Here is a 24369-nt window from a genome sequence, read left to right on the forward strand (position 1 = left end):
CTCTTCCCTCCTAATACGGCAAACGGATTAACAGCTCTGTTCCTTTGCCAATTTCACTTACCCAGTCAGCTGCACCACCAACTGATTTTGCACGATCCTTTATTGACTGCAAACCCATTGAAAGTAGCTTCGTGTTATTATCTATAACAAAGCCTCGTCCCTCATCACGAATCACAAGCAAAATGTCTGTAGATGTAACCGTTATATATAATGCTGCTTCTAGCACACCTGCGTGACGACGTACATTATTAAGTGCTTCTTGTGCTACCCGAAATAATGTTTCTTCAATACGAGAAGGGAATTGCAATACACCTGAAACTGTTACATGCAACTTTAAGCCGAGCATTTCAGCATATACTTTAATCGCTTCAAGTAAACCATTTTCTAAGCCCTTTGGACGAAGCTGCCAAATTAATGCTCGCATCTCCGTTAAGGCATCCTGTGTTAAATGTTGAATTTCCTTAAATGTTTCTTTAATAGCTTGATCATTCGTCATTTCAATACCAGCTCTCGCTGTTAGAGTAACTGAAAAAAGCAGCTGATTAACCGAATCATGTAAATCTCTAGCTAGACGGTTGCGCTCCTTTACAAGTGCCATTTCTTGTTCCTGCTTTGTCAGTAAAATTCGCTTAATAGCTGATCCCATCTGAAAAGCAACAGATTCAAGTAAAGCTAGCTCCTCCTCAGAAAAACGCACTTTATCCTTTGAGGCAACATTTAAGACCCCAAAACGTTCTTGTCCTGACTGGAGAGGCACTGTAGCATGATGTGTAATACCCTCATGATCCCCGACATTCGCTGCAATCGCACTTTCAATGCGCTGGCATTCAATAATATTGGAGGCTTTTTTTAATTCTTCATTACGATAGCGGGAAACACACCAGCAGCCTCCCTTTTTTAAGTAATGGCAGTTTTTGAATTCCAATGCATCTGGTAAATTTTCGTGTACAACAAGCTCCGATCGCCCTTTCTCATTGATAAAAAAAATCCAGCCTGTTTCAAAATTTGTCCCATTTAAAAATCTCACAAGTGCACCCTTTAGCATTGTCACTATTTCAGTTTCTTCATTTAATAGCTCTGCAATCTCTTTTAAAATACTGATATTCGAATGCTCATTCTCTCTCACAAAAACACCTCTTCTTCGGCATTACTAATGTTAATGATAACATTTCAAAGTCTCAAACGTCTGCCTGAGTCGTTCATACTTTAGACTGAAATTCTTTTAAATAGTTATGCCTTATTTTGCGTAAGTTAATTTACTTATAAAACTAGAAGAACTATAATCGTACAAGGATATGGTTTAATAAAGGAGAGAATAGATATGTCTAAAAAAGTAGAAAATGGCTTATTATTTATTTGGATTGTCTCTGTCGTTGCAACATTAGGGTCCTTATACTTTTCTGAAATTCGTCACTATGAACCTTGTAAAATGTGTTGGATTCAGCGTATTTTCATGTATCCAATTGTCATTATGACAACAATTGCCTTTATACAAAAAAATGCACGTATTGCAGCTACAACAGCTGTTTTTGCCATTATGGGTGGCAGTGTATCTCTTTATCATTACGGAATTCAAAAGCTTAGTTTTTTAGCAGATACCGCTCCTTCTTGTGGTCTTGTTTCCTGTACTGGTCAATATATTAATTGGTTAGGCTTTATCACAATCCCATTTTTAGCACTAACTGCATTTATTTTAATTGCAGGGGCAAGCTTTTATGTAATGAAGGCTGTAAAAGCTGCAAAATAATTAAGAGACCGTGTTCTACAATTGGAATACGGTTTTTTCTACGGAGGATGATTTATGTTTCATTATGAAATTAATGAAGATAATTTAACTATTGAGGAACTGCTACGTAATCATTGGCGACTTGGTAAAAAATTAGTCCATGAATTACGAATGTCAAAAGCAATTACAACAGTGAACGATGAGCCTGTTCAATGGAAAGCCCCACTTCAACCAGGTACAATTTTAAAATTTTCGTTTCCGATACCTTCATCCAATTATCAGCCTACACCAGTATGTGCAATTGATATTATTTATGAGGATGACCATTGCTTAATTGTTTCCAAACCAAAAGGTATGTCAACACATCCAAATGATGCTCGTGATACTCATACTTGTATGAACCATGTTATGGCACATATTAAAAAGCAAGGTGGGGTTTATGCAGAACATGTCCATCGATTGGATAGAGGTACACAAGGTTTATTGCTGGTGGCAAAGCATCCTCTTGCTAAGTCAATCTTTGATCGTATGATTGAAGAAAAATCTATTATTCGCACATACGCTGCAGAGGTACAAGGAAATTTACAAGCTTCAACAGGTACAATCACTGAACCCATTGGGAAAGATCGGCATCACGCAACAAGACGTGTTGTCTCCAAAACTGGTCAGCATGCTGTCACCCACTATGAGGTAGTAGCTCGCTATAAAAGTTCTTGTATTGTCCATCTCATCCTTGAAACAGGTAGAACACATCAAATTCGAGTACATTTAGCTTATATTGGGCATCCTATTATTGGTGATACAATGTATGGTGCAAGAGAAACAGCAAGTGGAGACTATGAGCTTCATGCCATACAATTAGAATTTGAACATCCATTTTTAAATAAGCAAATTGTTGTAAAGGACAAAAAGTAAACCTTTGCTTAGGTTTAGTAAACTACTCAAAATCTTAAAAAGCGCAGGAAATCAGAAAAGTTGATTTCCCGCGCTTTTTTGAGGTAAAAAATTTTACTTATACTTCAAAAAAAGTATAAATATATTATTCGATATTTCTTAATCAATTTTTTACAATAAATTTAATATACATTTACCATTAATGGTAATGACGAAGAATTTCTTTCATGATAGAATAAGAGTAAATTGTCAGTCATCTGACATATTATGAGGGAGGAATTCATTGATGAAATGGGTTAAAAGTATTGCAGCAACAACTCTAGTTGCTAGTTTATTAGCAACTCCAGGTTTTGCAGCTCATGCAGCGGAAACAGCACCTGCAGCTACAAAGGATGGTTTCAAACTAACAATTTTACATTCCAATGATACACATGCACATGTTGAAGCTGCTCCACAGCGTGCTACAAAAGTACAGGAGCTTCGCGCTGCAAACGCTAACACTCTTCTACTAGATGCTGGTGATGTTTTCTCAGGTACACTCTATTTCAATCAATTCTCTGGAGAAGTTGATATGAAGTTAATGAACTTAATGGGCTATGATGCCATGACTTTTGGAAACCACGAGTTTGATTTAGGGTCAAGCCCAGAGGGACATGCTGCACTCGCTAAATTTGTAAAGGGAGCCGATTTCCCAATATTAAGCGCAAACCTAGACTTTTCAAAGGATTCTTTATTTGATGGCTTACAATTTAAAACTGTCACAAAAGACTTCGAAAAAGGTAAAATTTATAACGGTATTATTAAAGAAGTCGATGGAGAAAAAGTAGGTATTTTTGGTTTAACAACTGAAGAAACTCCTTCTATTTCAAGCGTTGCTAATGTGCAATTTGCCAATTATATCGACTCTGCAAAAAAAGCAGTAGCAGAATTTGAAAAACAAGGTGTTAATAAAATTGTTGCTGTGACTCATTTAGGATTCGATGATTCAAAAGATTTCGATAACGATCAATTACTAGCGGGAGCTGTAGAGGGTATTGATGTAATTGTTGGTGGCCATACACATACTAAATTAGACAAAGCTGTGAAAGCAGAAACATCATTTAAAAATCATACAATTATCGTTCAAACAGGTCAATATAGCGAGAATTTAGGTGAGCTTGATTTAACGTTTGATGATAATGGTGCAGTTGTTGAATACTTTGGTCAATTACACGCTTTAAACGATAAAGATAATCCAGTTGCAGCAGACCCTGAAGCAGTTAAAATTTTAGCTCCATATACAGACAAAATTACTGCTGTGAAACAACAATCTACAGGTAATACTGCTGTTTCAGTATTGGATGGTAAACGTGGTCTTTGGGGCGTTCGTGCTGGTGAAACAAACCTCGGAAACCTAATTACAGATGGTATGCTTGCGGGTGCCAAGAAAATTGACCCAGAAGTACAATTTGCCTTCCAAAATGGCGGTGGTATCCGTGCAGGCATTGATGCAGGAGATATTACAGTTGGTGAAGTAATGACTGTTATGCCTTTTGGTAATGCACTTGGTATTGTAAAACTAACAGGAGCTGAAATCTATGACATTGCCGAACATAGTGTAAAAGAGTTTCCAAAAGAATCTGGTGGCTTCTTACATTTCTCTGGCTTACAAGTAGAATTTGATGGAAAAGCTCCGGCTGGTAAACGTGTAAAATCTATTAAATTAAATGGTAAAGAGCTAGACAAAGCAACATACTATAAGGCTGCAACGAATACCTTTACTGCTAAAGGTGGAGACGGCTACGAAACACTTGAAAAAGCCTATGCTGATGGCCGTGTAAGTGAGCCTGGTACAATTGATTATGAAATGTTTATCGAACACTTAACTACATTGAAAAATGTTGATCCAAAAGTAGAAGGACGTATTATTGCAACAATTCCATTTACTGATATTGCAAAAGGCTCAGAAACAGAAGGTTATGTACGTGATCTTTATTACCGTGATTTAACAAATGGTACGACTGCAACAACATATTCTCCAAATGCTAACTTAACTCGTGCTCAGGCAGCTTCATTTATCGCACGTGCATTAAAGCTGGAGGCAAAAGGCCAAACAACATTCACGGATCTTGGAAATGTAAATCCTGCAACACAAAAGGAAATCACTGCTCTTGCAGAAGCAGGCATTGTTAAAGGTGTAAATGGTAAATTCAATCCTAATACAAAAGTAACTCGTGCTCAACTTGCATTAATGTTTGCTCGTGCATACAATCTTCAACATGATACAAAAGCTGGACTAAAAGCTGATTTTAGTGATATTGCCAAATACAACACTGAAACTCAAGAGGCAATTGCACTTATGAAAGACTTAAAGATTGTTAGTGGTTCAAATGGTAAGTTTATGCCAAGCAATAACGCTACACGTGCACATATGGCAAAAATGCTTTCTAACTATATTCCTTATGTAAAAGAATCAAAATAATATAACTGAAAAAGTCGATTTGCCTCAATATGGTGCAAATCGACTTTTTTTAGTTTTCCAATTTAACAAAAGACAGATTTTTAATATAAAAAAGTTAGTTTTTTAGTGCCCTCTTACCTAGAAGAGCGGGATTAGCTAAATTTATAAATAGTTAAAAATTGAATTTAAAATTATCTGGATCCTGCCCAAAACGTTCATTACGGTTTAAGGCAGCTATTTGATTCATTTGTGCTAAGGATAACTCGAAATCAAAAACCTGTGCATTTTCCTCTATACGACTTGGTGTAACTGATTTAGGAATAATTAGGGTATCTCTTTGTAAATGCCAGCGTAGTACTACCTGAGCAGCTGTTTTGCCAATTTCTTGCCCAATCTTTGTAATAACTGCGTTATCAAGCACTCCTCCACGCCCTAGCGGAGACCATGCAGTCACAGCAATATCATGCTCACTACAGTAAGCTCTTAAATTATTTTGCTGTAAATATGGATGCACCTCAACTTGATTAACCATCGGCTGAATATTTGCCTTTGCTAATAGCTTTTGTAGATGATGCTCATGATGATTCGAAACACCTGTTGCGCGAATTAACTTTTCATCGTATAGACGTTCAATGGCTCTATACGTTTCTTCAAATGTTTCAGGTACTGCCCAATGTGTTAAATACAAATCTAAATAATCCATATTTAATTTTTTCAACGACACTTCAAAAGCTCGTAACGTTTCATCATAACCTTGGTCATTATTCCAAACCTTTGTTGTAACAAATATATCCTCACGCTTAACACCTGAGTAGCGAATGGCTTCGCCCACTTCCTCTTCGTTACCGTAAAGAGAGGCAGTATCAATAGCTCGATAACCAAATTTAAGTGCTTTATCAATAGCTTGCAATGTTTCATTGCGCTCTGTCATTTTATAGACACCTAAACCTAAGCGAGGCATTTCTATACCATTTGTTAATGTTTTTGTTGATTGTAAATTCAAGAATAACAACCCCTTTCTTTTCCTAGTTCCATTATACAAAAAATTGGTTTTAAGAAAATAAGGAAAATTCTTGAGAGGTCATATCTACGCCATTAAAAAACCTAGTCCTTTTTCTCTTCTTCAGGATCGTCTACTTGGATAGGATCTGGAATACGTTCATCCTCCACTAGCTCTAAGCCATCACGTAAATGCTCCATCTGCTTTCCTAAATCATGCAAATCTTTAAAATTTCTAGCCATTGTGCCGTTTTCGATATTCGGAACCTTTTTTTCCATTATTATCACCTCTCTAATAGTGTTCCCTAAATTAATATGACTGAACCATTTCTGCCATATTTTATTTCACTATGTCATTTTATTTTTCTAGTAGATAAGCTATACTGAATGGAGATGTCTTTATAAACATGAGGAGGGTTCTTCCATGAAATTATTATTAATTCTTGGTGTAACTATTGCATTCTTAACTGCTATTTTCACTGCTGGTTACGAAGGCGACTACAAATCAGACAAATAATACCTCTAGAAAATCACTAAGCATATGAAATGCTTAGTGATTTTCCTTATTTTCCACGAGAAGAACCACTTCAGGTACTTCTCTTTTTTTACGATCAATTTCGCCTTGGCGTAATTGCAGCTGCCGCTCGCTACGCTTACGCGCATAAAGCATCTGCCGATTTGCTTTAGATACAAAAAACATTTGCTGAATGAAGATGAATAAAATTTCTTGACTTTATGTACTTTTTAAAATAAACTTACTTACATAAAGTAAGTTGATAACAAAAGATAACTTTTCAATATATGGAGGGGTCATTATGCATTTTCATGAAAAACCAAACACTTATGTCACTAATGTAGAAATTAAAGTGAGTGACTTACAAAGTTCATTAGCCTATTATCAGGAGGTTATTGGCTTTAAAGTCTTACAACAAGAATCCCATAAAGCAACTTTAACTGCAGATGGAAAAACAGCTTTACTAACAATCGTACAACCTGAAACTGTAGAAGAAAAAACGACATTTACTACTGGACTTTACCATTTTGCACTTCTATTGCCTTCACGTCGTGATTTAGCAAATGTTATTAGTCATTTTCATAAAAATGGTGTGTATTTTGGGGCATCTGACCACGATGTCAGTGAAGCGCTCTATTTAAGTGATCCTGATAAAAATGGCATTGAAATTTATGCTGATCGACCTGAAGATAAATGGACTTGGCATTCTAACCAAGTGCATATGGTTACTGAACCGCTTAATATTCAATCGATATTAGCAGAAGGTAATGATACATGGAGTGGTCTTCCTACTGGTACAGTAATGGGTCATATTCATTTATCTGTATCTAACTTAATGGAGGCAGAGGAATTTTATACAAAAGGATTAGGTTTTGACATTGTCACACGCTATGGCACACAAGCATTATTTATTTCTACAGGTCGCTATCATCATCACATCGGCTTAAATACTTGGTACTCAGAAAATGCGCCAAAACTTGGTGAACATCAAGTCGGCTTAAAAACCTTTTCTTTGCGTTTAGATAATGAACAACAAGTGGCAACAATGAAAGAAAATCTTCGTGCTATTGGTGCTCCTGTTACTGATATAGCTGAGGGTTTCCAAACAGAGGACCCTGCTGGAAATAAAATTTTATTAAAATTTTAGGAAGGATATTCTATCCATCAGTTTTTGAATTCTATCATCCTCTTTTTGGATTCTATCCGTCAGTTTTGAGGTGCTATCCAAAAAAGGCAGTTCTCACATCTTGGAGAACTGCCTTTTTTAATGTAGCCCTGGGTAACCTTGTTGCCGTAATGCTTCATATATAACAATAGCCGCGGTATTCGACAGATTAAGTGAACGTACATGCTCACTCTGTGGAATTCGCAAGCACATATGTCGACGCTCGTAAGCAAAATCCTTTGGCAAACCTGTTGTTTCTTTTCCAAACATAAAATAAATATCGCGGTCTCTATCACTAAAATCATGTGTTGTGAATGGCTCTTCACTATATGTTTCAATTAAATAAACATCACCATTTTTTGATGCTTCTAAAAATTCCTCTAGTGAATCGTGATACACAACATTGACACTATGCCAGTAATCTAACCCAGCACGCTTCAGCATTTTATCGTCTGTAGAAAAGCCAAGAGGACGAATTAAATGTAGTGAGGTATTTGTTCCGGCACAGGTACGTGCAATATTACCTGTATTTGCTGGTATCTCTGGTTGATATAAAACGATATGCAATGGCATAAGGTACACTTCCTTATTAAAAATTTCACATGTAAAAGTAATTCTTATCTTAAATCCCACTGTTAGGGTGGAGCTTCTCTGGTTTTAATATTGCAATACTTTAATTAAGCAATCTCTGATCTTTTTCAAGCGATTCTTTCCTCAGCTTGTGCAGTTCTCCACGCTTTGTGAGCGACTTTCCCCTCAAATGGAACGGCTCTCAACGCTTTAGAGGTCCCGAGATATTCACTCATCCACCCTATTGAAAAAATTGTAACCCTTTGTCAATTTCAATGCGTACCTCTTCGTCACTTTCCTTAGCCTTCGCCTGAAATAATGCGTAATGGGCTTCTTTCCCGCCTATCCTACCTAAAGCCCATGCGGCTGTCCCACGAATAACAGGACGATCATCCTTTTCTAGAAGTGCAATTAAATCTGGTACAGCCGCTTCTTCTTTAAAATGGGCAAGGGCCAATATAGCATTGCGTTGAATGGGCTTCTTCCCCCGCCATGAGCCAGAAATATGTCCAAACTTATCTTTAAACTCACGATTTGAAATCTTCAAAAGAGGCGTCAGCAATGGCTTGACCAGCTCTGGGTCCGGTTTAAATTCTTCATGTATCCAATTGATTTTGCCTTTATTTTTCGGACATACGGTTTGACATGTATCACAGCCATACAATCGATTGCCAATATGTGTACGAAACTCATCAGGCAGTGTTCCCTTGGTTTGCGTTAAAAAGGCAATACAGCGCTGAGCATTTAATTGCCCTCCTTCTATTAAAGCACCTGTTGGACAAACATCTAAACATAAGCGGCAGTCTCCACATTCATCCTCCATAGGCTTATCTGGTGCAAAGGGGATGTTTGTGACAAGCTCTCCTAAATAGACATATGAACCAAATTCGGGTGTAATAATGGCGCAGTTTTTCCCACTCCAGCCTATTCCTGCACGTTCAGCAACTGCTCTATCGACAAGAGCACCCGTATCCACCATTGATTCGATACGGACACCCTCTACTCGCTCCTTTAGCCAAGCCGATAGTAATGTCAATCGTTCACGTAATGCTGTATGATAATCGATTCCCCATGAAGCTCGGCAAAAAATCCCACGTCTTGCTCCTTTTTTGCCAACAGGTGCATTCTGCATACGCGATGGATAGGCTACTGCAATCGCCACTATACTCTCTGCTCCATCTAACAATTGTAGGGGTTCAGTTCGTTTTTCAATATCGCTTTCCTCAAAGCCTGACTGATAGCCAAGTTCCTGTTGGCGGCGCAGTCGATTTTTCAATTCTGTAAATGGAGCTGCTGTTGTAAAGCCAATTTTGTCTATACCAATGGACATTGCATACGCTACAAACTCATGTTGCAGGTCATGTATGTTCATTTTATTTCCAACTCCTTACATGATACAATAATAGAAATAGATAAAGTAGGTGGTGTTTTATGGATATATCAATTAATCAATCCCTATTGACACAACATCCCGAGCTAAAATTCGGCATTATCCATTATACCAAAATTGTTGTAGCAGAATCGCCTCAAATGATTAAGGGTCGTATGCAATTGTATCAAGAAAATCTCTATATAGAAATGCAGGAGAACCCTGTTACGCAACGTGAAGGAATTGCAGAATGGCGACGTCTCTGGAAAAAACTTGGTGCTGATCCAAATCGATACCGTCACTCAGCAGAAAGCTTAATGCGTCGAATTAGTAAGCAAAATTATTTAACACCCTATCATTCAGGTGTAGATTTAAATAATTTCTTTTCTCTCCAATATGAAATTCCAGTAGGCTTATATGATGTAGATCAACTACAAGGAGATATAGAAATTGCACTGGGCAATGAAGATACTGGCTATGAAGGCTTAAATGGACGCTTTAATTCATTAAATAAAATTCTTTATAGCTATGATGCAGAAGGAGCATTCGGGTCACCATTTGTCGATTCTAAGCGTACTTCTGTTTCAGAAGAGACGACTGAGGCACTACAGATTTTCTACCTTAGACCATCCTTAACAGAAGAAAATGCAACTAAGCTCTTAGCCTCAGCAGGAAAAATGTTTAACCAAATTCATGGAGGCGACTATAACATTACCCTATTAACAAACGTAGTACCAGCAACGACACTATAAAAAGGACGTGTTTGAATGATTAATCTTGCGGAAGCCGTTAAACTTAAAAGTATTCTAGGAAAAAAAGTTCAGGAGCTTATTAGTGAATTACATCGTAGTGCCTTTGTAACTGTGGAGAAGGGACAAACCCCAAAAACAAGTAATCGTGCAATGAAGACCATTGAGGAAGAATTAGCTCAAGTACGTCTCGATGCTCGTACATTAGATCGATTAGTCTATGAAGCAAATATCAATAATTCAGTAGAATTTAAGGGTGAAACATTGGTTTTAGTAGAAGCTATCGAGCTTGCAACACAGCTCCGTGCAGACGCTGAGCTTTGCAAACAATTTAGTATGCATGAAAAAGAAAGTGTACGAATGGGTTATGGTGAAAGTACAATGCTTTATGAGATTGCTATGTATGAGCCAGATGCATATCGTGAGCGTACCATTCAACTAGAAAAAGACGCCCATAAATTATCAAATCTAATCAACGCAAAAAACTATAGTGTTACTATTAACTTCGATGACTCTCGATATTTTTAAACAAATAAAACACCCCAAAAGTTAGATTTTCAACTTTTGGGGCACTTTATGATAAACTCTTCTCTAGTTAGCTAAATCATAATTAACTTCAAATTGCCCTAAATCCAGATCAGCTAAAAGGAAAGTTACATTATAATTAGAATCAGTATATGTATGACTTTGTTTCTCTTCGTCTAAAGCTTTACCTAATTCTTCTTCGTTTTTATCTAAATTTAAGCCAATTGCATCGGTAATTGACATTGCTGATAAAAATCCTTCTTCCCATTCGTCACCCTCTTCACTTACCTCACTAGCAGGGCTACCTTCTACGGAAATATTATAGCCAATTAATTTTTTATCCTCATTATATTTAGCCACTATTTTATAATGACCCTTATATTTTATAAAGTCTGCTTCCAATAAAGTTTGTGAAAGGATGTCGTCCTCTTTCATTAAATCACCAGTTACTGGCTCAGGAATTTTCTCTAATGTTATAGAATTCTCCGCATCCTGTTTATATAAATCAACTCTGACATTGTATTTTTGAACAAATTTTTCTACAGCAGCTTTCGATTCAGTATCAACCTCATCATATTTTACTGGAACAATTTTTTCTTCTTGTACTACCTCTTCTTCTTTTACATTCTTCTCTTTTTCCTTCTCGGCTCCTTCGCCAGAGCATCCGACTAGCATTAGAGCTAGTAGTAAAAACAAAGCCTTCTTCATTAACTTACTTCCCCCTAAATTTATTTCCATATTACTAAAAATACAAATCGAAATTATTCTTCTATAAAATATTTCCGTATTCGCACATTACAATTATGATAAACTAATACTAATATTTCCATAGTATTTATTAACTAATTTACAATATTTTATATTACCTTTAGTCCTCTTTGCTGCTAAGGCTTTCCATATTCCTTGAAACTGTATACAATAGATGTATGGAGTCGAATTGTACTCCATCTAGGATGCGTTGTTTTCAATCTCGCTTTTTGAAGCAAACTTTGAAAAAACCAATAACATGTGACCTGTTACCGTATGACCGATGACCAATAACCAACTATAGGCAAAGGCTATACTCAGCAAACTTGATTATTTTTTGAAAACACCATCCAACGGCTCTCTTACATCTTGTATGTAGGAGAGCTTTTTTATGTCTAGTTTGCCCTACTAAAGGACAGAATGTGGATATCCAAAAGAAAGGGGTCAAACAATGACAAATCAAAATGATTCAACACAACAAGATGATACAACTTTAACGAATCGACAGGGGCACCCCATTACCAATAATCAAAATTTAAGAACTGTCGGTAATCGTGGTCCTGCTACACTAGAAAATTACGATTTTTTAGAAAAAATGAGCCACTTCGATCGCGAAAGAATCCCTGAACGAGTTGTACATGCTCGTGGTGCAGGGGCACATGGTTACTTTGAAACCTATGGTGTTGTTGGTAATGAGCCTATTTCTAAATATACAAGAGCAAAGGTTTTTCAAGATAAGGGTAAAAAGACACCAGTTTTTGTACGTTTTTCAACCGTTATACATGGTGGGCATTCCCCAGAGACATTACGAGATCCACGCGGCTTTGCTGTAAAGTTTTATACAGAGGATGGGAATTGGGACTTAGTGGGCAATAATTTAAAGATTTTCTTTATACGTGATGCGATGAAGTTCCCAGATATGATTCATGGCCTTTAAGCCTGATCCAATTACAAATATTCAGAATGTAGAACGCTTTTTTGATTTTTGCGCAAGCTCACCAGAAACCTTCCATATGGTCACATTCGTTTATTCTCCATGGGGTATTCCTGCAAATTATCGAATGATGCAAGGCTCTGGTGTTAACACATATAAATGGGTGAATAGTGAGGGCAAAGCTGTCCTTATCAAATATCACTGGGAGCCTTTACAAGGTATTAAAAATTTAACCCAAAGAGAAGCTGAGGAGATTCAAAAGAAGAATTTTAATCATGCTACACAGGACTTATACGATGCAATTGAACAGGGTGATTTTCCTGAATGGGAATTAAATGTACAAATAATGGAGGACGGACCGCATCCTGAGCTAGATTTTGATCCATTAGATGATACAAAACTTTGGCCGAATGATCAATTCCCGTGGTATCCAGTGGGTAAAATGGTGTTAAATAAAAACCCTGAAGATTATTTTGCTGAGGTTGAGCAGGCAACTTTCGGTACAGGTGTATTAGTAGACGGATTGGATTTCTCAGATGATAAAATGCTACAAGGTCGCACCTTCTCATATTCTGATACTCAGCGTCATCGTGTAGGGACAAATTATCTTCAGTTACCAATTAATGCTCCTAAAAAACGAGTAGCTACCAATCTAAATGGTGGTCAAATGATGTATAAGCGTGATTTAGCACCTGGACAAAATCCACATATTAATTATGAGCCTTCTATGCTAAATGGATTAAAGGAAGCAACCCAAACAGCCAAAGAATATACACCACATATAGAAGGCAAACTTGTACGTGAGTCTATTGATCGTCAAAGCAATACTAAACAGGCTGGCGAAACTTATCGGAATTTTGAGCAATGGGAGCGAGACGAGCTTCTTAAAAACTTAATTCGTGATTTGTCCGTATGTAATATGGCTATTCAAAAGGCAATGATTGCTTTAGCAGAGGAAGCCGATAAAGAATATGGTCGCTTGCTAAAAGAAGGATTACAAAAGGCTGAAAAAAACTCATCTACATCAAAGCCTCTCGGCAATATTGATGGTGACGATGCTCCTAAGGATGCAATTAATAATGGACATGATGCAGAGCCATACTAAGAATAATAAAGTAGCACTCTACATAAGGGACTAACGCCCAAATGCAGAGTGCTTTTTTAATGCACACCAGGTAAAATTTTTAGTACCTTTTCCTGTGCATCCAAAATGGCATCAGCCCCTAATGGAATGGCAATATTTGTTGTATCATGGCCGATTTTAAAGCCTGCTACAACAGGAATTCCTAACTCTCCAAAATACTCCTTCATCAACATAAGAAGTGCTGCTTCATCAGCTCCTGTCTGCGTAAAGGAACCAATCACAATTCCTGCTAACTGCTCAAGCTTTCTTGCCTGCTTTAATTGTTGCAGCATCGAATCTATTCGTGGAATGGACTCTGCAATCTCCTCTATCAGTAAAATTCTGCCCTCTGGCCTAACTTCAAATTTTGTCCCTATTGAGCTTACAAGACGACGTAAATTTCCTCCAATAATTTGCCCACGGGCTACACCATTTGCAATTGTTGTTAATGGTGAAATTTCTTCAGTATATTGTATTTCAATTGGTGAAAATAACTGTAAAAACATCTTTTTTGATAGCTCATCAATTCTTCCAACAGACATTAGTAAAGGTCCATGAAACGTTACTAAATTAGCATATTCATTAATTGCACAATGTAAATATGTAAGATCAGAGAAACCCCAGAAAATTTTTGGATGTTCCTCGAATAGAGCATAATCAATTTTCTCAGCAATACGTGCAGAGCCATAGCCACCTTTCACACAGAAAATAGCCTTTATCTCTGGATTTCTAACCATCTCATGAAGATCAGTTAGTCGCATCTCATCACTACCTGCTAAATAAGCATGCTTTGCTTGAATCGTATCTCCAATAATATAGTGAAGACCTAAATCATCAAGAAAAGATAGTGCCTCTCCTAGCTTTTCGGGTTCCACGAGACTCGATAAAGCCACTATGCCAACTGTATCGCCCTTTTGCAAATGTGGTACTGTGCTTTTCATCAGAATTCCTCCTTCTTTTTTCCTTATTCTAGCATACTGATTATAAGGAGAGCATTGATTATTCATGGCGTTAGTGGCTATAATTATCCATAATATTCTTACTGTAGAGGAGTTATTGCATCATGAAAATCCCACCATATGTGTTATTAATGCTCGCAACTCTTTTATGGGGTGGTAATTTTGTTATTGGACGTGCAGTTAGTGGAGATATCCCACCTCTTACACTAGCCTTTCTAAGATGGTGTGTCGCCTTCATCGTATTTTTCCCATTGCTTATCGGAGTTTAAAGCATGAATGGCATATGCTCAAGGCAAATTGGCCAATCGTTATAATTTTATCTCTAACAGGTGTTGCAGCATTTAATACCCTTGTTTATATCGGTCTGCACTATACAACGTCTATTAATGCATCTTTAATGAATTCATCAACACCGATTATGATCTACATACTATCCTTTATTTTTTTGAGGGAAAAACTATCAAAATATCAATTGCTTGGAACTGCTTTATCACTTAGTGGTGTCACTTTCATTATTTCAGGAGGCTCCATTGCAAGCTTAGTTGATTTTACTTTTAATAAAGGAGACTTAATTGTACTTATAGCAGTCTTCTGCTGGAGTATTTATTCCCTCCTCATTAAGCATTACGCCAAACGCTTACCAGGGCAATCTACATTCCTAGTAACCATTTTTACTGGAGCCATTATGCTATTACCATTTTATATCTATGAAACCGCTACGCTTACGAATTCGATTCATTGGCAGTGGTCATCAATAGCAGCCATTCTCTATGTTGGAATTTTCGCATCCGTTGTTGCCTTTTTAAGCTGGAATAGTGGGGTTGTACAGTTAGGTGCAAATAAGGCAAGTATTTATTTAAACTTCATCCCTGTATTTGCTTCCATATTTGCAGTACTGTTTCTTGATGAAAAGCTTCATGCCTTTCAAATTGTTGGAGGACTTGCTGTTGTTGCAGGGGTCATCGTATCAGGCAGAAAAGTGGGCTGAATTTTAATTCTATCCATCGATTTAGTGATTTTATCCATTGGTGTAAGAGATCAATCCAGTAGTTTAATGTTTCTATCCATTTAAATAAGCGTAGACTCCAATTAAATTGAGTTCTACGCTAGGCATCTATTTTGTTCCGCCGTAAATAACCGTTACATTTGGATGATTTAGTAATTGACTTGCTGGGAAATCTTCATTGATGATTCCACTTTTTAATCGTTCAATTGCCTCTAGCTTTTTTTCACCAAATGCAATTAACACGATTTCCTTGGCATTCATAATCGATTGAATACCCATTGTAATGGCATGTGTCGGAACATCCTTAGGATCATCAAAATAAATCGCATTTTCAGTACGGGTTGATTCAGTAAGTTCGACTATGTTTGTGAGCGATTCAAAGGGTGTGCCCGGTTCATTAAAGCCAATATGTCCATTCACACCAATACCAAGAAGCTGTAAATCAATGCCCCCTGCTTCCTTAATTCGAGCATCATACGCTACACACTCCTCAGCTAAATCCTCTGCCTTGCCGTTTGGTAAATGTATATTTTCTTCTTTTATATCTACATGATTAAATAATTGCTCATGCATAAATGTCCAATAACTAGCTGGACTTTTTCGATCCAAACCTACATATTCGTCTAGATTGAACGTGATAACATCTTTAAATGAAACCTGTCCAGCTTGTTGTCGCTTTACTAACTCCTCATACATTCCAACAGGTGAACCACCAGTTGCTAATCCTAAAATGCTTGTAGGCTTTTCCTGTAATTGCTTAGTAAAAATATTGGCTGCCACTTTGCTCATTTCATCATACGAATTGACTTCTATCCATTTCATTGTTGTCATTTATATACCTACCTTACAATAATTTATTGTGAACTTAATTGGAAAAAAGTTTACTAAATAGTAGCTAGTACTTAAATTTTACTAGTTATCTATCTACTTTTCTATTATTTTCTTTTAAAAAGATTATACGTGTAATCTCAAGCTAATTCGGTTATGTTAATAAATAAGGAAGTGAGGCGATAGTATATGAATTCACAAATATTACAGTATTTGAAACATATTCATTTTCAAGGTCCTTTAACTGAGCCGACTATTAAATTACTTGGGCAGTTACAAACAAGTCATTTAAATTCAATCCCGTATGAAAACTTAGATGTTGTTTTGAAACAAGGCATCTCCTTCTCTATTCCTGATATTTTTCAAAAAATAATTATTCATAAGCGCGGAGGCAATTGCTTTGAACTAAATATTTTATTTAGCTGGCTTCTCCGTGAGCTTGGCTATTCAGTGACAAACCGATATGCACAGTTTTGGCGTAATTTTGAAGCAGATACACCTATCGAAGATGTACCGATGCATCAGCTATTGCTCGTCAATTACGCTGGACAATCATATATCTCTGATGTTGGCGTAGGTGCACTAGCTCCGTGTAAGCCCGTTCCACTAATAGCAGGTCATCAACATCGCGAAGGTAACGAACTTTATAAAATTGAACAAGACAATGTAAATGGCTGGATGCTGTATGAACAAACAAAACATAATTGGCGATTACTCTATAGTTTTTTAGATGACGCAAATGATGCAAAGTTTGCTCCAAGACTTTCAAAACAAAAAAATAAAATTGCTATGATTCGTACTCCTCGTGGTCGACATACAATGCTTAACAATGAATTCCGAATATATGAGGGACAATCCTTAACAACCTATACAACTCAGAATGAAAAAGAATGGCTACAAGCCCTTCATCGTTTTTTTCATATTTCATTGGAATAGATGCTTCATGACAAAAAAGCAAGCCTCCTTATTATAGAAGACTTGCTTTTTCCGGAGCGAAGAGTTAATTTTCTGTACGATCAAGAAGCTCGTAAATAACCTCATAATTGTAAAGCTCTTTAACTAAACCAATACCATCAACAAAGTAATATGTCCATACATTATCACTGTAAACGGATTTTTCCTCTAGTACAATGACATTATTATAATTGACACCACCTGCTCGAACAGTGCCATCTGTCGCTTTAACAGTAATTCGTATTCCTGAAATAACTCCGCCATCATCTTCATGTCTAATAACACCAATTCTAATTGGTAGTGAGAAATATATATCATAATGTGTACTTTCATTACTCGCCAATCCCTGAGCATAATGAAGACCCTCACTTAATAGATACTCTTCATCAAATAACTCGTTTGAATTTAAATCAGTTATTGTCCATACATCATTCTTATTGTTATTATGACTATATTCATATTTTAATGTATAGCGATTCTTATCATTCAACGAATAATATGAATATATGTAGTCATATTTAGTATCTTTTAAAAGATCTGAATTCGATAATGTTAATGCGCGGGCCAAAAATGCTGAAAAGTGAGCTCGTGTTAAAGGTACATCAGGCTTAAATGAGCCATCCGTATAGCGTCTTGTTATATTATTACTTGCTATTGTGTAAATTTCCTTATAGCCCTTCGTCTTTTCTGTCACATCTGAAAAATAGTATCGCTCAGATTCCTTTAATTTAAATGCTCTTTGTAGCACAATAGCCATGTCCCCTCTTGAAAGAGTAGCCTCTGGATTAAATTTCTGCGCTGAATCGAAAATGCCAGCATTGTGCACTGCTGCAATTTCTTTAAAATAGGCATGTGTAGTCGGTACATCCTGATACTTTGGATCCTTCACATTTGCTGTTTGCAATCCTAAAGCGCGTGTTAACATAACAGCCGCCTGCGCTCTTGTTACATAGGCATTCGGTTTAAAAAGGTCATTTGGATAACCATTAATAATTCCTTTTTCCACTAGGTAATCAATTTCCGTAATCAAAGTATTATCATCAGACACATCTTTAAAGCTTGCTGCCTGTACACCCTCTAGTGGTATTAAACAAACAGCTAGTAATAGTACACATGCTATTTTCAATATCTGTTTCATGACTCTCCCTCGCTTTCTCTTTTAATCATCATATACTTTCCAGAAGTCTTTTCCAATAATTCTTAAAAATTACTCTAAGATGGCTCTTCACCATAACTTGTGGTTGACTTCCGCTCCGCCAGTGTGCTTTCCAGGGGGCGTCCGATGAGCCGCTTCACTCGCGCTGCTCGCTCCAGTCAATTACTATTACAATTAAAAATGTCAACCACATCTTTTGGTGATGAACCTCTAAGATTACATTAATACCTTAATTATTCAAACAAATACTTTTTCTAATACACAATTGTGACAACATAATGACTTAGGAATTTACCTATTTATTAATTAGTAAATTATTGTATAATCAAATTAGAACGGTCGTTCAAATATTAAAAAGGAGAAAATTCTTGAGCAAAAGACGTTATGATAGCGAGAAAGCAAAAGTTGAAATGATGGAACATGCGGTTAGTTTGTTTTCTCAAAAAGGCTATAATCAAACATCAGTTGGAGATATTTCAACCGCTTCAGGCTATAGTAAAGGACATATTTACTACCATTTTGAAAACAAAGAAAAGCTTTTTGTTCTTTTAGCGCAACAAACAATGCAAGATTGGCATAGCAAATGGCTGGAAAAGGAAATTACCTACTCCACGGCAACAGAAAAATTATATGGCATGGCTATGCACGTTCTCTATCATTACCAAACACCTTTATTAAGATCGGGGCAAGAACTAGCTGCCAATCCCAAATCTAGCCCTGAATCTATACAGCAATTATTCAATTTAGCGGTTGTACCGATGGGTGCTTATCGCGCAATACTTCAAGAAGGAATTGATAGAGAGGAATTTTTTAATGGAAATATTGATGAATGGACAATTCTACTAGGCACTTGGCTAGGAGGCTTATGCCAGCTTACAAATACTCAAGAGCTTAAAGAGTTAGAGCCACTTTTTCAACAAGCAATTACCATTTTTTTAAAAGAAATCAAAAAAGGTGGGATATAAATGAAAATTGCCTGTATAGGAGATAGCTTGACAGAAGGACGACCAGGGGTTTCATTTTTTAAACAACTAACAGCGAAACATCCACATTTTGAATTTGATAATCTTGGTAAACCAGGCGAAACAGTTAAAAGCCTACAGAACCGATTAGAGAAATCGAAACTAGCTAGTTATTATGACCTTAGCTTTCTTTGGATTGGTGTTAATGATGTTTATGCCAAGCTTTTGAAAGTGCAGGCACAGCCAGTAACAGAAGATCATCAAGAATTTAAAGAAAACTATATAAATGTTTTAGAAATGATTTTAGCATCTTCGAAACATGTAGTTTTAGTAACACCAGCTTTAGTAGGAGAGGAAATAAGAAATGCTTCAAATATGGAATTAAAAGAGCTTTCCTCCATTATTCATTCTATCTCTTCTAAGTATGCAAATGTTAGTTTTTTAAATATGCAAAAGGTTTTTGAAAGTCACTTGGAACAAGTTAATAGCTCAGATTATATTAACACTAATGTTCTGAAAGTGATGAAAGATGTACTGTTTTATAAAAATCCTTTGCGAATTGATCGATTATCTCAAAAAAGAGGGCTACATTTTACTTTGGATGGTGTTCATTTAAATAGTAAAGGAGCTGAACTAGTCGTGGATGAATACACAACTGTAATTGAACAGCTTCTATTGCAGGAAGTCACTGTTCATTAGAAATTCATACGAGAGGTGATGACTATGAGAAAGGTTGCGATTGTTACTGGTGGTGTATCAGGTATAGGGAAGGCTATCTGTAAAGAGCTAGTAGATCGTCATGTATTTGTATTTATTGCAGATATCAACAAACAAGATGGGTATCTTCTAGAGGCAGAACTAAATAAAGATGCCTCAAATGCTAGATTTGTTGAATTGAATGTAACCGATTACAAAAGTGTTGAACATGTTATTACAAATGTATATAAGGAATTTCAAAGATTAGATTATTTATTCAATAACGCTGGTATAGCAATGTATGGTGAAATTTATGATATGTCGATAGGCAAATGGCAAGACATTGTGGATATAAATTTATGGGGCGTTGTTTATGGTACACAAGTTGGCTATCAAATCATGAAAGAGCAAGGATTTGGACATATTATCAATACGTCATCAGCAGCAGGATTAGGGCCATCTCCCATTTCTGCCGCATACTCAACCACAAAGCATGCTGTTGTAGGTTTAACAACATCACTTCACTATGAGGCAGAGGAATATGGTGTCAAGGTAAGCACCTTATGCCCAACTTTTGTTGATACACCTATTTTTGATAAAGCAACAGCTATTAATATTGACAAAACAGCGATGTCCAAGCAATTGAAAAAGCAAAAAATGATGTCACCACAGCAATTAGCAAAAATCGCTATTGCAGGAGTGCACAAAAATAAGCCAATTATTTGTCCAATGCCAATGCGTAAAACAATGGATATTGTCTTTACACTATTCCCTTCGTTACACCGGGTGTTAATGAGAATGGCCTGTAAAGTAAGTCGAAATGCACGATTAACATAAACATTTTAAAGGGTAAAAAACCGCTATGCTTTTCAAAAAACGAGTGAAAAGAATATGGGATCGGAGGCTTATGTCTCTTTCGCTATATATTCCATTTACAATTTATATTTTATCGCAAAAACAATCCATAGGAGTCTCGCGGTTTTTTACCTTGTTAGTTAAGATAACGAAAACACTGAACGAATTAACCCCATTTAAGAGATAAATAGCTAGTTATTTATGCTCCTCTTCATTGTTCTTATATATACCTAATAGTAATATAATAAGTCCTATAACAAAAATAACAGGAGATAAAAACATCATCATCGATATAGCCCAACCATTTCTAGCCATCATTCCAAACGTTACGCCAATTAAGAAAGATAGAAATGGTGCAAATATAATCATTGTAATAATGCCCCAAACGATATATTTTCCTTTTTCTGACCTTCCCTCACTTAATTGGAATACTGCTATTAAACCTGCTAATACAATCAATAAGGCAATAACAAACGCCATGTCAAATCACCTCCTTCCTTCTACAATATGCTTCTTTTGTTTGGTGATTTGGTAACTTAACACTAGACTTATAAAAAAATCCATCATTAACGGAAAAAACTCCACATTATCGAGAAGTGCCTGTTTATCAAAACACCACCTCCAAAAAAAACAGAGGGTACTGAAAAATTCACTTTATATGTTGTTTGATTTGAAAACAAAAAAATCGATTTGCATCACGTTTTTTGTGGCAAATCGACTTTTACATGGTTATGGCTTTTTATCCTTTAATCTAAATAACATCTTGCAAAATGACACCGTCACTCATTTTAATAATACGATCCGTATAAACAAGCATTTCTTCATCGTGTGTCACCATTAAAGTAGTAATGTTTAATGTTTTAGTTAAATCTCTAATTAGTAACATAACCTCCTCTGATTTTTTTGAATCTAAGCTTGCAGTTGGCTCATCTGCGAATAGAACTTTTGGTTTATGAATAATTGCCCGGGCAATTGCAACTCGTTGCCTCTCTCCACCTGACAAGGAGGAAGGATAAGCCATTTTTCGATGATCCATCCCTACTAATTTAAGTATTCGATTCACTTCATTTTTTTGTTCCTGCTTCTTTAATTTAGTTTCTGAAACGTCTAGCATTAACTGTAGCTGCTCCTCAACTGTAAGAAATGGTACAAGATATGCAAACTGAAAAACAAACCCGAATTTGCTTGCCCGTACTTTTCGAACCTCTTCAGAACTCATGATGGACATATTTTCCCCCTCAAAGATAACTTGCCCATCTGATGTAGGTTGAAGTCCAGCAGCTATTGTTAGAAGCGTACTCTTACCAGATCCAGAAGCACCAACCATTGCCGTTACTTCTCCTTCTTTTAGAGAAAGATTTATTCCCTTAAGTATTTCTTCCTCTATCTCCCCATTTGTAAATGTTTTTCTAACTCCATTGATTTTTAATAAAGTCATATTAAGCCTCTCCTTGCTGTATCGCTTGTAATGGTTCAACTTTTTTAATTTGCATTCCTGAAATTGTAGCACCAATAAATCCAATAATTAGAAACACAATCGATAATTGAATGGTTGTAGTAATCGTTAAAGTAAATGGCATTTCTTTTGGCGATATTATATTAAATGCCTGACTTAAGCCCACAGACAAAATGAGTGAAATCACTGTAATGATAGCCATCTGTATCCATATCATTTTGAATAATTTGCTTGTTTTCAAACCAATGGCCTTTAAGATTCCATACAAGCCGATTTTTTGGACATTCATCATATAGAAAAAGATTGCAAATAGCATCCCACTAATGACTATTAAAAACCATACAATCATATTTAAAGACATTTGTTCCGCGTTATAGCTTGGAATTGTTTGAAGAAATTCTCTATTCGAGAACGAATGTAATCCAGTATATTCTTTTGAAGAATCTCCATTTGGTACGAAAATCAATTGCATTTCATCAACGCGATATATTTCCTGATAATCTTCTTTATTTATATAAGCGACTGGGGCATGACTATATTTTTTTTGCTCTACAAATTCCTTGACAACAAACTTGTCATTAAATTGATTATTTGTTAATGTATCTCCTACTTTAATTCCTTTGTCTTTTAAAGAACTATCTAAAATTACTTCCCCATGCTTCACATTAGCAAATAACGGTGATGCCGTAGCAGTAGTAAAGGCAACGCTTTGCTGCTTATTGTCCTTATCATTTAAAAAGCCCATTTGTATCGAAAAAGCTACAGCATTTTTTTCATTGCTCAATATTTCATTTTGAATGCTACGATCTATCTTTGAAAGATTATAAGTTTGATCTGCATCTTCATCCATATAAAATTGCCCCTGTGGTAAATCTTTAATTAAAGCGGCATTATCCTGTGATAATCCATTGGCCAAGCCAGAAATAATAAAAGTTAAAAAACTAACAAGAAAAACAATTGAGCCTAATATTAAAAACCTCCCTTTATTTTTCTTAATTTCTTTCCAGGCAAGATTCATATTAAACGCCTCCATTCTTTTAATACCCTAAGCTTAAAATTCTTAAATGAACGGAGGGTGAACTAAATATTAAAAAAGCTCATAAACCTTAAATTAAGGTTATGAGCAATGGGTATTGAATTTATTTCAACTGTGAAGACAGGTCATCTAAACGAATTACAGCCTTTCGATGATATTTTGGAATTTCCTCAAATTTTGTTTCATATAGCACCACTTCTTCTACTAGAAACTTTGGAAGCTCCAGCTCTTCAGTCATCACTAAGTCAATAGCCATTTTACCGTGAGTTTCATTCCATTTTCTTGCTACTGTTATGTGTGGAACAAAAGGTTTATTATCTAAATCAAATCCTGCCTTTACACATTCCTTGTATACAATGTCTCTCACATTATTTAATGGCTGAGATTCAAAAATACTAGCCCATAAAATTCTTGGATATTCTTTTCTACCAAAAATATCTAATCCTCGAATTTTTAACTCGAATGATGGAAGCTTCCTTAGGCTTTCCTTTATTTCATCTAATACTATTTGTAATTGCTCTAGATCTGCATTCCCTAAAAAAGCTAGTGTAATGTGATAATCCTCCAGATGAACCCACCGTTTAAAATGCAAATTGGTTTTTAGCATTTCACATTTTTCTTTAAGAGCAGTTTTAATAGATAACGGAAGTGGAACGGCAATAAAAAAATGTCGGTTCATATTATTTACCTCTCATTAGGATCATGT

Annotated in this window: 25 protein-coding genes and 1 pseudogene; 13 read left to right on the plus strand and 13 right to left on the minus strand. The window is 36.1% G+C overall.

What is annotated here, in order from left to right; all coding sequences use genetic code 11:
- Positions 1 to 10: 10 nt before the first annotated feature.
- Positions 11 to 1126: a GAF domain-containing sensor histidine kinase gene (locus QNH24_RS22040; protein ID WP_054771988.1), complete on the minus strand. Its 1116-nt coding sequence runs from the start codon at positions 1124 to 1126 to the stop codon at positions 11 to 13.
- A gap of 195 nt (positions 1127 to 1321) precedes the next feature.
- On the opposite strand from QNH24_RS22040, the gene QNH24_RS22045 reads away from it, so the two are divergent.
- The 3 genes from QNH24_RS22045 (at position 1322) to QNH24_RS22055 (ending at position 5081) form a co-directional block, all read left to right on the plus strand.
- Positions 1322 to 1747, plus strand: coding sequence for a disulfide oxidoreductase (locus QNH24_RS22045; RefSeq protein WP_283869557.1), 426 nt, complete (start codon positions 1322 to 1324; stop codon positions 1745 to 1747).
- Between the two features lie 54 nt (positions 1748 to 1801).
- Complete coding sequence (locus tag QNH24_RS22050) at positions 1802 to 2641, plus strand: RluA family pseudouridine synthase (RefSeq protein ID WP_283869558.1); 840 nt, start codon at positions 1802 to 1804, stop codon at positions 2639 to 2641.
- Between the two features lie 265 nt (positions 2642 to 2906).
- A complete protein-coding gene (locus QNH24_RS22055; RefSeq protein ID WP_283869559.1) occupies positions 2907 to 5081 on the plus strand; it encodes a 5'-nucleotidase C-terminal domain-containing protein in 2175 nt (724 codons plus the stop codon).
- Positions 5082 to 5232: 151 nt separating this feature from the next.
- Here the strand turns inward: QNH24_RS22055 and QNH24_RS22060 are convergent, their stop codons facing one another.
- Together QNH24_RS22060 and QNH24_RS22065 are read right to left on the minus strand one after the other, a co-directional pair.
- Entirely contained in the window at positions 5233 to 6063 is an 831-nt protein-coding gene (locus tag QNH24_RS22060) for an aldo/keto reductase (RefSeq protein ID WP_283869560.1), read from the minus strand.
- A 101-nt stretch (positions 6064 to 6164) separates the two neighbouring features.
- Complete coding sequence (locus QNH24_RS22065) at positions 6165 to 6338, minus strand: hypothetical protein (protein WP_283869561.1); 174 nt, start codon at positions 6336 to 6338, stop codon at positions 6165 to 6167.
- Positions 6339 to 6874: 536 nt separating this feature from the next.
- Here QNH24_RS22065 and QNH24_RS22070 point away from each other — a divergent pair.
- Positions 6875 to 7720 carry a VOC family protein gene (locus tag QNH24_RS22070; RefSeq protein ID WP_283869562.1) on the plus strand — a complete coding sequence of 282 codons (846 nt, stop codon included), beginning with the start codon at positions 6875 to 6877 and terminating at the stop codon, positions 7718 to 7720.
- Positions 7721 to 7837: 117 nt separating this feature from the next.
- Here the strand turns inward: QNH24_RS22070 and trmL are convergent, their stop codons facing one another.
- Positions 7838 to 8311, minus strand: coding sequence for a tRNA (uridine(34)/cytosine(34)/5-carboxymethylaminomethyluridine(34)-2'-O)-methyltransferase TrmL (gene trmL, locus QNH24_RS22075; protein ID WP_054772331.1), 474 nt, complete (start codon positions 8309 to 8311; stop codon positions 7838 to 7840).
- A 238-nt stretch (positions 8312 to 8549) separates the two neighbouring features.
- The gene (gene queG, locus QNH24_RS22080; RefSeq protein ID WP_283869563.1) at positions 8550 to 9680 is read right to left on the minus strand and encodes a tRNA epoxyqueuosine(34) reductase QueG; all 1131 of its coding nucleotides are present in this window, start codon (positions 9678 to 9680) and stop codon (positions 8550 to 8552) included.
- A gap of 59 nt (positions 9681 to 9739) precedes the next feature.
- Here queG and QNH24_RS22085 point away from each other — a divergent pair, with 59 nt between their 5' ends.
- Positions 9740 to 10429, plus strand: coding sequence for a B3/B4 domain-containing protein (locus tag QNH24_RS22085; protein ID WP_283869564.1), 690 nt, complete (start codon positions 9740 to 9742; stop codon positions 10427 to 10429).
- A 15-nt stretch (positions 10430 to 10444) separates the two neighbouring features.
- Positions 10445 to 10954 (plus strand): hypothetical protein, encoded by a 510-nt coding sequence (locus QNH24_RS22090; protein ID WP_283869565.1) that lies wholly within the window; start codon positions 10445 to 10447, stop codon positions 10952 to 10954.
- Positions 10955 to 11017: 63 nt separating this feature from the next.
- Here QNH24_RS22090 and QNH24_RS22095 read toward each other — a convergent pair whose 3' ends face one another.
- On the minus strand, positions 11018 to 11659 hold the full coding sequence (locus QNH24_RS22095; protein WP_283869566.1) for a hypothetical protein: 642 nt from the start codon (positions 11657 to 11659) through the stop codon (positions 11018 to 11020).
- A gap of 490 nt (positions 11660 to 12149) precedes the next feature.
- Between QNH24_RS22095 and QNH24_RS22100 the strand changes: the two are divergent.
- Positions 12150 to 13737: pseudogene (locus QNH24_RS22100) on the plus strand (catalase).
- Positions 13738 to 13793: 56 nt separating this feature from the next.
- Here QNH24_RS22100 and QNH24_RS22105 read toward each other — a convergent pair.
- On the minus strand, positions 13794 to 14696 hold the full coding sequence (locus QNH24_RS22105) for a S66 peptidase family protein (RefSeq protein WP_283869567.1): 903 nt from the start codon (positions 14694 to 14696) through the stop codon (positions 13794 to 13796).
- 122 nt (positions 14697 to 14818) lie between these two features.
- On the opposite strand from QNH24_RS22105, the gene QNH24_RS22110 reads away from it, so the two are divergent.
- Positions 14819 to 14983: an EamA family transporter gene (locus QNH24_RS22110; protein WP_283869568.1), complete on the plus strand. Its 165-nt coding sequence runs from the start codon at positions 14819 to 14821 to the stop codon at positions 14981 to 14983.
- 14 nt (positions 14984 to 14997) lie between these two features.
- Positions 14998 to 15702 (plus strand): DMT family transporter, encoded by a 705-nt coding sequence (locus QNH24_RS22115; protein WP_283869569.1) that lies wholly within the window; start codon positions 14998 to 15000, stop codon positions 15700 to 15702.
- 126 nt (positions 15703 to 15828) lie between these two features.
- Here QNH24_RS22115 and nagB read toward each other — a convergent pair whose 3' ends face one another.
- Positions 15829 to 16542 carry a glucosamine-6-phosphate deaminase gene (gene nagB / locus QNH24_RS22120; RefSeq protein ID WP_283872921.1) on the minus strand — a complete coding sequence of 238 codons (714 nt, stop codon included), beginning with the start codon at positions 16540 to 16542 and terminating at the stop codon, positions 15829 to 15831.
- Positions 16543 to 16737: 195 nt separating this feature from the next.
- On the opposite strand from nagB, the gene QNH24_RS22125 reads away from it, so the two are divergent.
- Complete coding sequence (locus QNH24_RS22125; protein ID WP_283869570.1) at positions 16738 to 17484, plus strand: arylamine N-acetyltransferase family protein; 747 nt, start codon at positions 16738 to 16740, stop codon at positions 17482 to 17484.
- Between the two features lie 64 nt (positions 17485 to 17548).
- Here the strand turns inward: QNH24_RS22125 and QNH24_RS22130 are convergent, their stop codons facing one another.
- Positions 17549 to 18640, minus strand: coding sequence for an S-layer homology domain-containing protein (locus tag QNH24_RS22130; RefSeq protein WP_283869571.1), 1092 nt, complete (start codon positions 18638 to 18640; stop codon positions 17549 to 17551).
- Between the two features lie 386 nt (positions 18641 to 19026).
- Between QNH24_RS22130 and QNH24_RS22135 the strand changes: the two genes are divergently transcribed.
- The 3 genes from QNH24_RS22135 to QNH24_RS22145 are packed head-to-tail and all read left to right on the plus strand — an operon-like array spanning position 19027 to position 21153.
- The gene (locus tag QNH24_RS22135; protein ID WP_283869572.1) at positions 19027 to 19623 is read left to right on the plus strand and encodes a TetR/AcrR family transcriptional regulator; all 597 of its coding nucleotides are present in this window, start codon (positions 19027 to 19029) and stop codon (positions 19621 to 19623) included.
- On the plus strand, positions 19624 to 20319 hold the full coding sequence (locus QNH24_RS22140) for an SGNH/GDSL hydrolase family protein (protein ID WP_283869573.1): 696 nt from the start codon (positions 19624 to 19626) through the stop codon (positions 20317 to 20319).
- Positions 20320 to 20337: 18 nt separating this feature from the next.
- Entirely contained in the window at positions 20338 to 21153 is an 816-nt protein-coding gene (locus tag QNH24_RS22145; protein ID WP_283869574.1) for an SDR family NAD(P)-dependent oxidoreductase, read from the plus strand.
- 213 nt (positions 21154 to 21366) lie between these two features.
- Here the strand turns inward: QNH24_RS22145 and QNH24_RS22150 are convergent, their stop codons facing one another.
- The 4 genes from QNH24_RS22150 to thpR all read right to left on the minus strand — a co-directional run bounded on the left by QNH24_RS22150 (position 21367) and on the right by thpR (position 24342).
- Positions 21367 to 21651, minus strand: coding sequence for a hypothetical protein (locus QNH24_RS22150; protein WP_054772326.1), 285 nt, complete (start codon positions 21649 to 21651; stop codon positions 21367 to 21369).
- Positions 21652 to 21922: 271 nt separating this feature from the next.
- The gene (locus QNH24_RS22155; RefSeq protein WP_283869575.1) at positions 21923 to 22609 is read right to left on the minus strand and encodes an ABC transporter ATP-binding protein; all 687 of its coding nucleotides are present in this window, start codon (positions 22607 to 22609) and stop codon (positions 21923 to 21925) included.
- Position 22610: 1 nt separating this feature from the next.
- The gene (locus QNH24_RS22160) at positions 22611 to 23645 is read right to left on the minus strand and encodes an ABC transporter permease (protein ID WP_283869576.1); all 1035 of its coding nucleotides are present in this window, start codon (positions 23643 to 23645) and stop codon (positions 22611 to 22613) included.
- A gap of 121 nt (positions 23646 to 23766) precedes the next feature.
- The gene (thpR, locus tag QNH24_RS22165; protein WP_283869577.1) at positions 23767 to 24342 is read right to left on the minus strand and encodes an RNA 2',3'-cyclic phosphodiesterase; all 576 of its coding nucleotides are present in this window, start codon (positions 24340 to 24342) and stop codon (positions 23767 to 23769) included.
- Positions 24343 to 24369: the final 27 nt, after the last annotated feature.

The organism is Lysinibacillus pakistanensis, from assembly GCF_030123245.1.
GTDB lineage: Bacteria > Bacillota > Bacilli > Bacillales_A > Planococcaceae > Lysinibacillus > Lysinibacillus pakistanensis.